Source organism: Streptomyces angustmyceticus, from assembly GCF_019933235.1.
GTDB classification, from domain to species: domain Bacteria; phylum Actinomycetota; class Actinomycetes; order Streptomycetales; family Streptomycetaceae; genus Streptomyces; species Streptomyces angustmyceticus.
This window is the reverse complement of record NZ_CP082945.1, coordinates 7,075,289-7,089,132: the sequence shown is the minus strand read 5'-3', so window position 1 is coordinate 7,089,132 and position 13,844 is coordinate 7,075,289. Positions and strand designations below refer to the sequence as shown.

Genomic DNA, 13,844 nt, shown 5'->3' with positions numbered 1-13,844 from the left:
CTCCGGATGCGTGCAGAGGTGCGTTACCGGCGCCTTTGCAGGTGTCTGTCCTTTGGGTGCTCTGCAGGGGCCTGTCCGGGGCTCCGCGCCGGAGGCCCTGTCGGGGCTCCGGCGGGGTCTCTGACGGGGTCTCTTGCTGGGCTCCACAGGTACCTCGCCGCTCGGGGCACCCGACACGGGCCCAGCTCCCTCGCCGCGCCGCGTGAGGGAGCAGGCCCGTACGCCGAGGCATCTTGAGGTGGCGTCAACTTTGATGGTTAAACTTTTCGGTATCGACGTGGCGGCGGCGACGTCCAGGACAAGGGGAACTCGATGGGGGACGGACTCAAGGCCGACATCGGGTCGTTGCGTACGGGCGGCACCGATTTCGACCGAATCGGCAAGGACTACCAGTCCCTCGTCGACACGCTGCAGAGCGCGTTGACCTCCCTCGAAGGCCAGGACACGCCGCCTTGGGGCGACGACGACCTGGGGGAGAAATTCGGCGTCGTCTACGAGGGCCTGCGGGACGGCATGTACGAGTCGATGGGCCACCTCGCGTCGAAACTCAAGGAGATCGGCGGCGGGTTGAACAACATGGCCAAGAACCATGAGGCCGACGAGAACTTCAACGAGTCGATGATGAAACAGCATGTGGCGAACGAAGAGGCGGAGAGCCAGCGGATCGCCCAGCTCAAACGACCCGGCGTCTAGACCAGCACGCCCCTCCGCGGCCAGGCCCTCAGACCCCAGACCCCAGGCCGCACCGGCCTCGTAGCCGCCCCTGCTCCCCTTGATGCGCCCTTCTCGCCGGGCTCGATGAGGCGACCGACCCGGTGAACGAGAAGAACGAGCAGTCCTTGATCCGTACGCACCCGAACCCCAGCCAGCCGAAGGAATCCCAGCCGTGTCGTTGATGCTTCCGGACGCACTTGAGTGGGTTCTTGAAATGCTGGGGTTCAACTGGCCCACGGCGGACGAGGACAAGTTGATGGATTCCGCCCAGAAGTGGCGGGATTTCGCGGCCGGGGTGGAGAATCTCCAGCACGAGGGCGTCAAGGCGGCCGGCAATGTGCTGTCGCAGAACTCCGGCGACTCCATCGACGGTTTCCACACCACGTGGGAGAAGTTCGCGGGCGGCTCGGGCTACTTCTCCGACGCCCGGAGCGCCGCCACCGCCATCGCCGACGCACTGGACGCCGCGGCCGGACTCGTCATCGGGATGAAAGTCGCGGTGATCGCCCAGTTGGCGATTCTTGCCGCGGAAATCATCGCGGCTCAAGCGGCGGCACCGTTCACCTTCGGCTTGTCCGAGGTGGCGGCGGCAGCAGCGACCGCGGCGACCCGCGCGATCGTACGGAAGATCATCAAGGAGGTAGCCAAGCAGCTGCTCGACGCGGCCCTGGAGACGGCGAAGGAGCCTGCCGTCTCGGCGCTGCAGGCCATGATCTCGGACGTCATCGCGCAGTCCGTGAACATGAGCTTCGACGCGCAGGACGGCTTCGACGCCGGCCGTACGGTCAAGAAGGGCGCCGAGGAAGGCGTCAACGCGCTCAAGAACTCCGGCCAGACGTTCGCGGAGTCCCTGCGTGACGGTGCGGGCGCCAAGGCGGGACACCACGTCCGCAACGGGATGGAGTCCGCCGCCGGACACGGCTCCGATTCGGACTCGGGCTCGGACTCGAAATCGGACTCCGGCCATGATTCCGCCGCGGACTCGTCCAGCGGGAAGCATGGGAAGGGGCTCGGCGGTGGTGACGGCGCCGGCGAGGGGAAGAGCAACGGCGTTCCGGAGAGCGGGAGTTCGGACACTGGGGCAGGGGCAGGGGCAGGGGCGGGAGCTTCCGGGTCCGGGGAATCGTCGTCGGGTGGTTCTTCCTCCTCGGGCGGTCATTCTTCGGCCGGTGGCTCGTCGTCCTCGGGGGCTTCGGACACCTCGGGCGCTTCCGGTTCTTCCGGTGACGCTTCGGGCGGTGAGGGCTCGTCCGGTGGTGGCGCTTCGCACAGCGGCGGTACTGGCGGCAGCAGTGGCCACAACGGCGCCGGAGTCACGGCGAACTCCGCTCCCGGCGGCTCGGGGGCACCGGCCGGCGCTCACGACAACTCCGTATCCGGTGGCGGGCACTCCCCGGACGGTGGGGCGCACTCCGGGCCTTCGCACGCGGACTCCCCGTCTCCGGACCGGCTGACTCCGTTCGATGCGGGGTACCGCGAATCGCAGAGCGGCGGCGACGCGCCGTCGGACTCCTCTGCCGACTCCTCGCACGGCTCCGCCTCCTCTTCCTCCACCCCGCAGACGCACTCGCCCTCGGCATCCCCGGACTCGCCTCCTTCCTCCGACTCGCACCACTCTTCCGACCCGAACTCCTCCCCCGACGCGCGCCCCTCCTCCGACGGCGGGACGTCCCGGCCCGACACATCGCCGTCCTCCGACTCCGGGGGCCGGCCGGACGGGGCTCCCGCCGCCGACACCAGGGCGGATTCGGGGCCGGACTCCGGTGCGCGACCGGACTCCGGCGGGAGGCCGGATTCCGGCGCGGGATCGGATCCCGGCGTCAGGTCCGACTCCAGCACCGGGCCGTCCCCGGACTCGGGTGGCCGGCCCGACGCAGGCGCTACGCACTCGCCGGAGTCGTCCCACGGCGACGCTTCGCCCGCCCCGGACGCAGGTCCGCGACCGGATCACGGGACGTCGTCCCCCGATCCCGTGCACACGGACAGCTCGCCCTCGCCCGACGCGGGAGCACGGCACGACGGCGGGCCTTCGCAGACGCCCGACCACTCCGACGGCCCGACCGCCCAGACCGGCAGCACGCCCAGTCACGCCGATGGTGCATCTCCCGCGCCCGCCCCTGCAGACGGCACCGCCTCCGGGCCGATCCAGCACGGCGCGCCCGGCCCCGGCGACTCGGGCCCGGACGGCCACCAGTCGGCTCAGCACTCTCCGTCGTCCTCGCCGTCCTCGTCGCCCGATCCCTCGCCGTCTCCCGATCGTTCCCCGTCCTCCGATCCGTCCCCGGCGTCGGGCCCGTCCCCGGACCCGTCTTCCTCGCCCTCACCGGATTCGGGAAACCGGCCGGAGACGCACGTCCCCTCCCCCTCGCCCGCACCCGACAACACGCCCGCCGGCCCGGACTCCTCCCCCTCACCGTCGAGCAGCGACAGCGACCACAGCGCCAACGGGAGCGGCGGCCGGGTCGGTATGCCCTCCGGCGCCATGCCCCATGCGGCGTCGTCGCATGCCTCGTCCGGCTCCTCGTACGGCGGGTCTCAGCAGCACAACCCCCACCAGGCGCACGACGACAACGACGTCACCATGCACACGGACAGCGCGACCACCTTCGCGCCGCCCCCCACCGGAATACCGAACACGACCGGGAGCGACCCCTCCCCTTCCCAGCCGGCGACGGCTCCCGGCGCTGCCACGGCCGCGCCCGGCGTCGCCATGGGCGGCGGCCCGGTGCCCACCCCGAGTGCCCCCGCCGGAGCGCACGCTTCAGCGGGTGCTCCGCCCGCCTCCGCACCCCCGCGTTCCACACCGGCAGGCAACGGGACACCGCCCCGCAGCACCCCCGCCCGGGACCCTCGCACCGCGCCTTACGGCGATCCCCGCGCCACTCCCCCGCGCCAGCGCCCCGGCACGCCCGACCAGACCTCGCGTCCCCGGCCCACGCCTGCGCGCGCGGACACGCCTCGTACCGAGCAGCCGCGTGGCAACGAGCCGACCCCGCACCAGTCCCAGAACCAGTCGCCTACTCCGCCCCCGGACAAGGGACCGGAGAACCACGGTCCCGAGCAGAAGCCCGACACCGGCCCCGACTCCGCGAAGACCCCGGAAAACGGCAAGCCCGGCACGGACCAGCCGGCCCCCGACTCCCCCCACCAGGACGCCCCTCAGGCAGACGGCAACAAGCCGGACAGCCACCAGCCCAACGACGTCAAGAACGACGACTCCAAGAACAACGAGGGCGCCGACAAGGGCGACGACGGCAAGAGCGAGCACCCTCAGGCCGACCATGCCGACACCGACGGCAAGGACTCGCCCGAGTCGGACCCGAGCACGGACGCCACGTCTGACGCCGACCCGAAGTCGGACACCGACACCGACACGGACTCGGACTCGAAGCCGGATCCAGACGCACACGATGCGCACGACGCGCACTCGGACTCGGACGCCAACTCAGACTCTGAGGCCCACTCGGACTCCGACCCGGACTCCGACTCCCATCCGGACCCGGCCCCCGATACGGACTCGGCCCCGGACTCCGACCCCGATACGGACTCCGACTCGCCCCCTGATTCCGACCCGGACCCGGACCCGGACCCGGACTCTGACTCCGACTCGGACACCGATTCCGACGCGCATGACGACCGGCCCGGCCTCGATGACATCCGCGCCGGTATCCAGGAGGCCCCGGGCGGCCTGCTGCCCCCGGACCCCTCGGATCAGCAGGCCCTTGCCGATGCCGTTCCCCGTAACGACGACGGCACCCCTCAGCGCTTTCCCGACCCGTCGGGGAACTGGGCCCAGTTGCAGAACGACGGTGGTCCGGGCGTTCCCGGCCGGTCCAACAACTGTGCCGACTGCAGCCGTTCGTTCCTCGAGACCTGGTACGGAAACCCGCAGGTCTCGGCGCCCCGTACGCCGGACCTCAACGCGGACGGCACCCCTGACCACTGGTCGCCGGAGACGGACGCCAACGAGAACATCATCAACTGGACCGGCGCGCCGCACTCGTATGCGGGCACCAGCCCGGACGGTCATGACGCGATCGCCAAGGACCTCCTGAAAGCCGGTCCGGGCTCGTCGGCGATCGTGCAGGTCAACTGGGCCGACGGCGGAGGCCACGCGTTCAACGCCGTCAACCACGACGGCCGCATCGTGTGGGTCGACACCCAGAGCGGCGAGGTGAGCGAGAAGCCGATCAACACCGAGGGCGCCACGGATGTCTTCTACATCCCGCTGGACGCCGATCGGAATCCGCTCCATCCCGCGCAGGATCCGACGGCCGACAGCGGCTCGTCGGATGACGGTCATTCCACGTCGGATCAGTCCGATACCCAGCACGCCGACCAGCAGCACGACACCGCACAACAGGGCGACGCGCAGCAGGGCGACGCGCAGCAGGGCGACGCGCAACAGGGCGACGTTCAGCAGGACAACGCGCCGCAGTCCAACTCACCGCACTCCGACGCCCCGTCGCAGACCGGCCACAACACCCCGGACGCGGACACGAGCGACCCCGCCCAGCAGCCGGCCGGTGACACCCCACAGGCGTCGCCCGCGAACGACACCAACCCGGGTGACGGCAAGCAGTCCACCTCGCTTTCTTCCGGGCCGTCTGCCGACGGCTCGGCCGGTGGACAGCCTCGTCCGCATGGTCACGACGACAGCCGGCCTGATGCGGGCGACGCCCCCGGCCGGAACCCCGGTGACACCCCGTCGCGTGAGGCCGGCCCCCAGAGCAACGACCCGAACCGGCCCGCCCCGCCACGGCCCGATTCCACTCCCCCGGGCACGCCCGGCAACCGCCCGGACCAGACTCCCGCCGGCGGCCGTCCGCAGCAGTCCTCGTCCACCGGCAACCCCAAGTCGCCGACGTCCAACGGGGAAACGAAGCGGCCGGCCCCCGACAGCCGCCCCAAGCAGCCGACCCCCGATGCCCCCGGTGGGAAGCGGAAGGCCAGTCTGCCGCCGCCCACGGACGGCCAGCCGTCGGGCTCCGGCACCGGCTCCTCGTCGGGGTCGGGAAACGGCCACAAGAGGCCGCGGACCGACCCCGACCACGAGGGCCTCGCCGCGCTGAAACTGGACGATTCGCCGTCGCCGTCGCACCACAGCGACGACGACGCGATGGACGTCGACAAGAAGCCGCCCTACTCCGACCCGCACGACCGTGGTGAGAGCGACACCTCCGAGCAGGAGCAGAAGGGGGACCGGACCCTCGACGCGGAGGCCGAGGGGGCCAAGGAGTACGGGATTCCGCCGGACAAGCTGCAGAACGAGCTCCGGCGGGACCGCGACGTCCACCGCGTCCCGCTCGACAACGTCCATGCCCACCTGGACAGTTGGGCGAAGGACGGGCACCTCGCGGATGCCCTGCGGGCCTCGACCGGTGATGCCACGCCCTCCTCCGCCGATGCCGGAAAGGGTCCGCGCGCCTTCACCCAGAGCGATCTGGAGCAGCGGCTGCCCGGGTTCAAGGGCCTGGAGCGCGGTGAGCAGCTCGCGGTCGTGTCGTCCCTGGCCCGGCTGAGCGTCGGATTCCACGAACAGCACGGTGTGGGCAAGAATCCGGAGAACGTCGACAAGCCGTACCGCAAGAAGGGCGAGGCCGACCCCAAACCGGATACGACGGACAGCGCGGCCAAGAATTCGGATGAGTCGCTCGGCGTCCGGGGGCACCGCAAGAGCAGTGACAAGCTCCTGAACACCCTCAAACTCGACCCCATTCCGTCCAGCCTGAAGAACAACAGCCCCGACCTCACGGACCGCAATTACGCGGTGCTGGAGGTCGAGGGTCCGACACCCGGAGGCGGGACGCACTATGTCACCGACTCCTCGGTGCCGGTGGGCGAGAAGCACGTGTCGGGCCGGCACTCGGAAAAGCACCTCGCCGAATGGCTGAAGCGGGTCAATCAGGGCGACAACACCTATACGCCCAAGTCCGTCTACACGGAGCGTGAGCCCTGCGGTATGGGGCAGGGCCATGCGAAGTGCTCAACGGTGCTGCGGGAAAAGGCCCTCGACGGCACGAAGGTGTACTACAGCACGACCTATCGCACCGACCCGGCCGATGTCGCTGCGAAGAAGAAGCTCGACACGGAGAAGACCGTGGAGAAGAAGAAGGTCGACAAGATGGCGGCGGCCGAAGTGCAGCAGAACATCGCCGACCGCATCAACGCACGCACCGACAAGTCCGCGGAACGTGCCGCCAAGGAGATCGCGGCGGCGCAGAATCTCGGCGACGCGGACGCGCGCAAGGAACTCAAGAAGATCATCGACCGCGAGTACACCAAGCGGAAGGAAGCCTCGACGACGGAGGAGAAGCAGGCCATGGTCCGGGAGATGGACCGGCACATCGAGCACCTCGACAAGACCTGGCGGAAGATCCAGCCGAGTCTGATGTGACCGGCCCGGGACGGCCCCGGACCCCGCTTCCACCGCCCGCCCAGGGCGGTGGCACCGTGCCGCTCCCGGCTCTCAGATGTCCAGCGCGCCCCTGAAGCGGCCGTGCCCGACCTCCGGGCTGGTCACCGCGAGCCAGCCATGGCCCACCCGGTCGAGCACCTCCACGGTCGACGGCTGGATGGAGATCCAGGACGCCGCCTCCTCCGGGTCGCGGACCCCCTCGGCGTACCCCCCGGTTTCGTCCGAGCCATAGAGTTCGCCGCCCTCTCCCGCGTCCTCTCCCTCGCCTTCCTCCTCGGCCGCTTCCTGCATCAGGTCGCGTTCGAACTCCAGGGGTTCGCCGACCCATTCGGGATCGCCGTAGGTGCGATGGCCACGCTTGTCCTGCCCGTTCTCCATCACCCACCACACCTGCGCGCCGTGGTATTCGTCCACCTCGTAGAAGTGGGCTTCCCGGCAATGGGTGCTGAGTTTTTCGATGACCTGCGCCCAGTTGTCATTGAGATAGTCGGCACCGTAGACGAGCCGCCAGCCGTCGAATTCGGGCGTGATGAACACGCGGTATTCCGTGCTGGTGGTGCCGTCGGCCGACCGGTGGTCGAGTGCATTCTCGTGGTGCAGGGCCGCCGAAACGCCCATGGCCGTGGTGACGGGGCGTGCGTCATGGAGCTCCAGGGCCCGGACGATGTCCTTCACCTCCGCCCCTGGCACCGCCACCCAGCGGTCGGACGGAAGGTCTCCGGGCGTTTCGTCGAGCAGCTTGATCTGTACGAGCCGCTCGACGGCCGCCTTGTCGGCGGGGCTCAGGGCATCGCCGCCGCCGACGCTCGCGAGCATGCGGAGCGCGGCCGGCCGCAGGCGTCCCGGCCCCTCGGCGCGTACCTTGCGCAGCGGCTCGATCGCCGCGGTCCCGAGGCGCTGCACGCACGCCTCCGCCGCCGACCGGCCCGGCCCGTCCTCCCCGGTGAGCAGCGGCAGCAGGTGCTCCACGGCCGGGGCGCCGAGCGCGACCAGCCGGTCCGTCGCGGCCCTGCGCTCGTCCCGGTCCTCGGCTGCCAGTTGACGTACCAGCGCGGCGATGTCCTCACTCATGCAACGACCCTAGCCGAGCAGTTGCCGGGACTCTGCCGGGATACGGCCCCCTGTGCGCTATCATCCCGTGGATCGCTCTGCGGCTCTCCTGACCTGCCGCGCCGATGGCCCGCATCATGATCATCAGGATGCGCCGGCGGCAGGGTGCAGAGGCAGACTCCCGAATTCCCTTGTGCACCCGGTCCGGTACCGGACACACCGTGCTGGCCAGAAATCGTCGCGGCCGCCCTTTTCCGTGAATCCCGGATCTGCCTATGTTTCCCCGGGACCGCCGCACCCGGAACCACCTGCTTTCCAGCTCCCTGCTCTCTACCTCTCCTGCTCTCTCGTTCCCTACCCCTCTGGAGGACGGCACCTTGCCCAGCGCAAACCTGAACGCCACGCGCCATGTGAACTCCCCGGATTCCCAGCACACCGCGAACTCCCCTGATTCCACCGGATTTCCGCGCCAGTTCGCCCGCACCCGCCGCTTCTCCCTCGGCGTTCCCCGGCATTTCACCGTCTCCCCCGACGGCAGCCGGGTGCTCTTCGTCCGTACGGCCTCCGGCACCGATCCCATCGGCCGGCTGTGGCAGTACGAGGCGGGGACGGAGAGGCTTCTGGTCGATCCGGCACTCCTGGTGGGGACCGCCCCGGGCGCGATCCCCGAGGAGGAGCGGCTGCGCCGGGAGCGCGCCCGTGAACGGTCCGAGGGCGTGGTGTCCTACGCGACCGACGCCGCCGCCCGTCTCGTGGCGTTCGCCCTGTCCGGAGCCCTGTGGGCGGTGCGCACCGAGGGCGGGACACCGTTCTCCGTCCCGGCGGCGGGTCCGGTGGTCGACCCCCGCCCCTCCCCCGACGGCCGGCACATCGCCTATGTGAGCCGCCGGTCGTTCCACGTCGTCGGGCTGAGCGGCACCGATCCGACCCGCGCCGATCCGACCTGCGCCGATCCGACCTGCGCCGATCCGGGTGACACCGATCCGGGTCACGCTGATCCGGGTCACGCTGATCCGAGCGGCGCCACCGACCGCCAACTGGCCCGCGCGGAGGGCCCGGACATCTCCTACGGCCTCGCCGAGTACGTCGCCGCCGAGTCCATGCACCGCACGCGCGGCTACTGGTGGGCGCCGGACAGCCGCCACGTCCTGCTGGCCAGGGTCGACACCGGCCCCGTGGAACGCCGTTACCTCGGCGATCCGGCCGACCCGACCAAGCCACCGCGGGCCGTTGCCTACCCCGCGGCCGGTACCCCCAACGCCGAGGTGACCCTGCAGATCGTCTCGCTGGAGGGCGAACGGGTCGACGTCGCATGGGACCGCACGGCGTACGAGTACCTCGTGGACGCCGGCTGGGACGCGCACGGCCCGTACCTCGCCGTGCAGAGCCGCGACCAGCGCACCGTGCGCACCCTCGCGGTCGATCCGGCGACCGGTGCCACCGCGGTGCTGCACGAGCGGACCGACCCCGCGTGGGTGGAACTCGTCGGCGGCACCCCGGCGCGTACGGCGTCCGGCGCCCTGGTGCTCCCCGAGGACGACGGCGACACCCGGTATCTGACCGTCGGCGGCCGGCGGGTCACCCCGGAAGGGCTGCAACTGTGCGCGGTCCTCGGGGTCGAGGGCGAGCGGGTCCTGTTCACCGCGAGCGACGACCCACTGGAGACCCATGTGTGGCGCCATGAGCCCGGCCACGGCTGCCGCCGGCTGAGCCGGAACCCCGGCCGGTACACCGCCGTGGGGCGGGGCGGCACGGTCGTCCTGGCGGGCGCGACGCCGCGGGGCGATGAAGTCGGAGTGCTGCGGGCGACCGGACCGGACGCGGCCGGCGGCGACGAGGACGCGCGCTATCAGGTCATACCCTCGCTCGCCGAGGAGCCGTTGGTCACCCCGCGACCGCGCCATCTCCGCCTCAGCGAGCGGCAGTTGCACGGCGCGCTCTTCCTTCCGTCGTGGCACGAGGAGGGTGCGGGGAAGCTGCCGGTGCTCCTCGACCCGTACGGGGGTCCGGCCCTGCAGGTCGTGGGACGGCGCCGCGGATGGACCGGCTGTGTGTCGCAGTGGTTCGCCGAGCAGGGGTTCGCGGTGCTGGTGGTCGACGGGCGCGGGACGCCGAACCGCGGCCCGGCCTGGGAAAAGGCCATCCACGGCGACCAGCTCACGCCCGCGCTGGAGGACCAGATCGACGCGCTGCGGGCGGCCGGGGCGCGCTGCGCGGACCTGGATCTGACGCGGGTGGCGATCCGCGGGTGGTCGTTCGGCGGGTTCCTCGCCGCGGCCGCCGTGCTGCACCACCCCGACGTCTTCCACGCGGCGGTCGCCGGCGCCCCGCCCACCGACCAGCGCCTCTACGACACCCACTGGAAGGAGCGGTACCTGGGACACCCGGAGGAGCACCCGGAGAACTATGCGCGCTCCTCCCTGATCGGCCACGGCCACCTGCTGCGCCGCCCGCTGCTGCTGGTCCACGGGCTGGCGGACGACAACGTGGCCGCCGCGCACACCCTGCGCTTCTCCGCGGAGCTGCTCGCGGCGGGCAAACCGCACAGCGTGCTCCCGCTCCCCGGGGCCACGCACCTGCCGGCCGACGACGCGGTGAACGAGCAGCTGCTGCACTTCCAGCGGGACTTCCTGCTGGACGCACTGGCGCGACGCACCGACGGGGAGTGAGGGGCGGGTCGTCCCCGTCCGACCTGGCGGTTCACCGCCGTCGGTGCGCTTCTGCAAAGGAACGGGTCGCGCATTGAACACGCCGGACCGTCCCTGCGTATGGAGCTTGTACAACGTCCGTGGAGCACAACGCGCACCGAAGGCACCACCATGAACCGGAGGCACACCATGGCTCGACAGGCAGCATCGCAGCAGGCGGAGACCGACGCGATGACGGCTACGGAGGAGACCGGCCGGGCTCCGGCAGAGCGCGGGACGGCGCGGCGGACCGTCGTGGCGGCGGTCGGCGCGGCCGGCCTGACGGCGGCGCTCGCGGCCTGCGGAGGCGACATGGCGGACGCGGGGAGCGGCGATTCCAAGGCCGCCGGTGGTGGCGATCAGGCCGGCAGCTCGGGGGCAAGCGGTGGGGGCGACGGCTCGGCCGGTGGCGGCGCCGCCGGCGGGGGAACCATCCTCGCCAAGACCTCGGAGATCCCCAAGGGCGGCGGCAAGATCTTCAAGGCCGACAAGGTCGTCGTCACCCAGCCGCAGGACGGCGACATCAAGGCGTTCTCCGCCATCTGCACCCACGCGGGCTGCGTCGTCGGCGAGGTCTCCGGCGGCACCATCAATTGCATGTGCCACGGCAGCAAGTTCGACATCACCGACGGCAGCGTGAAGAAGGGCCCCGCCACCAAGGGGCTGGCACCCGCCAAGGTGAACGTCAAGGGCGGTTCGGTCTCTCTCGGCTGACGACGCGACCCCAGCGCCCGCCGGGACCGCGACCCCGGCGGGCGGGCGCCACCGGCACACCTCGGGACCGCCGCCGAGGAACCACCGGCCCCAGTCGGCGCGGCCGACCGCCAGCCGGGCTGGTTCACTGAGCTGAAGGTTCCGACGAAGGGCGAGCACCCGTGAAGATCGTGGTCGATGACCTCTCCGGCCCGCGGATCGCCGAGTTCCTCGACGAGCATGTGCGCGAGATGCGGTCCATCACCCCGCTGGAGAGCAAACACGCCCTCGATCTCGACGCGCTTCGCGGACCTGGGGTCACGTTCTGGTCGGTCATGGACGACGACACCGTGGTGGGCTGCGGCGCGGTCAAGAGGCTGGACACCGTCCACGCCGAGCTGAAGTCGATGCGCGCGGCACCGGCACGCACGCGGAGCGGCATCGCGTCCCTCCTGCTGCACCACATCCTCGCCGAGACCCGGCGCATGGGCTTCACCCGCCTCAGTCTCGAAACCGGCGCGGACGAGTTCTTCCTGCCCGCCAGGAAGCTCTATGAGAAGTTCGGCTTCGCGTACTGCGCCCCCTTCGCGACCTACCGCCCCGACCCGAACAGCGCGTTCATGACGAGAAAGCTCTAGGCCCCGACGGGCACACCGGGGTGCCCCGTGGGGCCCGCCCCAGGGGTCAGCGGCCCCGCCTCGGCAGCCTCCAGGTCGCCAGGACGTCGTCCGCGGTGGTGACGGTGGCGACCAGGGCAAGGGTGTTGCGGACCATCGCGGGAACGTAGTCGGCAGGCACCCCGGCGATGGCGTCCGCGGGCACCACGGCCGCGTAACCGAGATTGACCGCGTCGAACACGGCATTGGGGACGGCCACATTCGCCGACACCCCGGTGACGACGAGCGTGCGGCACCCGAAATTGCGCAGCAGCGCGTCCACGTCGGTGCCGGCGAGGGGCGAGAGGCCGTGCAGCCTGCGCACCACCAGGTCGTCGCCCCAGACGGGTATCGGGTCGGCGATGCGTACCGCCGTGGACCCGGTGAGCTGCTGGACGGGCAGCCGTTCGGCGGCCCGGAAGAGGCGGGCGTTACGGCTGGCTCCGCGGCCGTCGGGCCGCCGTTCGGCCACGGCGTGCAGCACCTGGACGCCGGCGTCGTGGGCGGCCGCCACCAGCCGGGCAACATTCGCCAGCGCCCCCGACGTACGGGCCGCGTCCGCCAGTTCGGGCAGCGCGCTGTCCGGACCGACCACGCCGCGCTGGCACTCGACGGTGAGCAACACCGTCGAGGCCGGATCCAGTTGCTCGACGAGCCGTGCGGCACCCGAAGACATCGCGATCCCCTCCGTCGGATGTGACTCGGTCGGACGTGACTCGGTCGGATGTGACTCGTCGGACATGGCGCCTCGGACGTGAAGCATCAGACCTGACACATCGGATGTGAAGCGTCCGATGTGATGCGCCGATCGTGATGCGTCGGTCGTGACGTGCCGCCGGACCGGTCCGTCGGCCGGCCCGAGCCGGGTGAGGCTACCGGGCATTGCGCATGACAGGAAGAGCCCTCATGCTTCCTGACACTCAGTCAGGTCGGATCTGGTGACGACAGGGGCCGGTGTCAGGCGGGCGGATCAGTGCCCCATGAGCGGGGCACACGGCGGAGGGCGAGGAACGATGGCCGACACACAGCGGCGCGGGCGCCGGATCATGATGACGCGGGGCGAGCTCGACGCGTTCCTCGCGGGGCAGCGCACCTGCCGGGTCGCGACGGTCGGCGCCGACGGGGCACCGCACGTCGGGGCGCTCTGGTTCGTCTGGGACGGCGCGGCGCTGTGGCTGTACTCGATCACCCGCAGCAAGCGGTGGGCACAACTGCGCAAGGATCCGCGGATCGCGGTGGTCGTCGACGACGGGCACGAGTACGGCGAGCTGCGCGGCGCGGAGCTCACGGGCCGCGCGGACTTCGTCGGCGAGGCGCCGCGCACCGGCGAACCGTGCCCCGGGCTCGACGCCCCGGAGCGGCTCTTCGCGGAGAAGTACTTCGGCATCTCCGAAATGCCGCACGACGGCCGCCATGCGTGGCTGCGCCTGACGCCGGAATCGGTCGCCTCCTGGGACTTCCGCAAGATCCCGGGGTGAGGGCGGGAGCCGGGCGGGGTATGCGCGGGCGGGGCGGTGGCCGGGCGGGGTGCCGTCCGTGATCTGCTCACGTGTCCCCGGATGTGATCGCGTTGTCAGTGGTCTCTGCGAGAGTGGTACGGGTCAGCCCGTTTCGGTACCGGCAGGG

General features: G+C 71.1%; 8 protein-coding genes. 6 read left to right on the top strand and 2 right to left on the bottom strand.

The window, feature by feature from the left end:
* Positions 1-312 precede the first annotated feature (312 nt).
* Both K7396_RS31650 and K7396_RS35735 read left to right on the top strand, forming a co-directional pair.
* A complete protein-coding gene (locus K7396_RS31650; protein ID WP_086715340.1) occupies positions 313-693 on the top strand; it encodes a hypothetical protein in 381 nt (126 codons plus the stop codon).
* A gap of 202 nt (positions 694-895) precedes the next feature.
* Complete coding sequence (locus K7396_RS35735) at positions 896-7,111, top strand: toxin glutamine deamidase domain-containing protein (protein ID WP_263296026.1); 6,216 nt, start codon at positions 896-898, stop codon at positions 7,109-7,111.
* Positions 7,112-7,183: 72 nt separating this feature from the next.
* On the opposite strand, the gene K7396_RS31640 is transcribed toward K7396_RS35735, so the two are convergent.
* Positions 7,184-8,203 carry a HEAT repeat domain-containing protein gene (locus K7396_RS31640; protein WP_086718585.1) on the bottom strand — a complete coding sequence of 340 codons (1,020 nt, stop codon included), beginning with the start codon at positions 8,201-8,203 and terminating at the stop codon, positions 7,184-7,186.
* A 389-nt stretch (positions 8,204-8,592) separates the two neighbouring features.
* Here K7396_RS31640 and K7396_RS31635 point away from each other — a divergent pair, with 389 nt between their 5' ends.
* The 3 genes from K7396_RS31635 (at position 8,593) to K7396_RS31625 (ending at position 12,200) form a co-directional block, all read left to right on the top strand.
* Positions 8,593-10,851 carry a S9 family peptidase gene (locus K7396_RS31635; RefSeq protein WP_086718586.1) on the top strand — a complete coding sequence of 753 codons (2,259 nt, stop codon included), beginning with the start codon at positions 8,593-8,595 and terminating at the stop codon, positions 10,849-10,851.
* Between the two features lie 210 nt (positions 10,852-11,061).
* Complete coding sequence (locus tag K7396_RS31630; RefSeq protein ID WP_086718587.1) at positions 11,062-11,583, top strand: Rieske (2Fe-2S) protein; 522 nt, start codon at positions 11,062-11,064, stop codon at positions 11,581-11,583.
* A gap of 161 nt (positions 11,584-11,744) precedes the next feature.
* Positions 11,745-12,200: a GNAT family N-acetyltransferase gene (locus K7396_RS31625; protein ID WP_086718588.1), complete on the top strand. Its 456-nt coding sequence runs from the start codon at positions 11,745-11,747 to the stop codon at positions 12,198-12,200.
* Positions 12,201-12,246: 46 nt separating this feature from the next.
* Here the strand turns inward: K7396_RS31625 and K7396_RS31620 are convergent, their stop codons facing one another.
* Positions 12,247-12,894 (bottom strand): cysteine hydrolase, encoded by a 648-nt coding sequence (locus K7396_RS31620; protein WP_086718589.1) that lies wholly within the window; start codon positions 12,892-12,894, stop codon positions 12,247-12,249.
* Between the two features lie 337 nt (positions 12,895-13,231).
* Here K7396_RS31620 and K7396_RS31615 point away from each other — a divergent pair, with 337 nt between their 5' ends.
* Entirely contained in the window at positions 13,232-13,696 is a 465-nt protein-coding gene (locus tag K7396_RS31615; RefSeq protein ID WP_152104522.1) for a pyridoxamine 5'-phosphate oxidase family protein, read from the top strand.
* Positions 13,697-13,844 lie beyond the last annotated feature (148 nt).

Coding starts and splice junctions, on each gene's coding strand:
- K7396_RS31620 (WP_086718589.1), bottom strand. CDS start 12,894: ATGTCTTCGGGTGCCGCACGGCTCGTCGAGCAACTGGATCCGGCCTCG.
- K7396_RS31630 (WP_086718587.1), top strand. CDS start 11,062: ATGACGGCTACGGAGGAGACCGGCCGGGCTCCGGCAGAGCGCGGGACG.
- K7396_RS35735 (WP_263296026.1), top strand. CDS start 896: ATGCTTCCGGACGCACTTGAGTGGGTTCTTGAAATGCTGGGGTTCAAC.
- K7396_RS31650 (WP_086715340.1), top strand. CDS start 313: ATGGGGGACGGACTCAAGGCCGACATCGGGTCGTTGCGTACGGGCGGC.
- K7396_RS31615 (WP_152104522.1), top strand. CDS start 13,232: ATGGCCGACACACAGCGGCGCGGGCGCCGGATCATGATGACGCGGGGC.
- K7396_RS31640 (WP_086718585.1), bottom strand. CDS start 8,203: ATGAGTGAGGACATCGCCGCGCTGGTACGTCAACTGGCAGCCGAGGAC.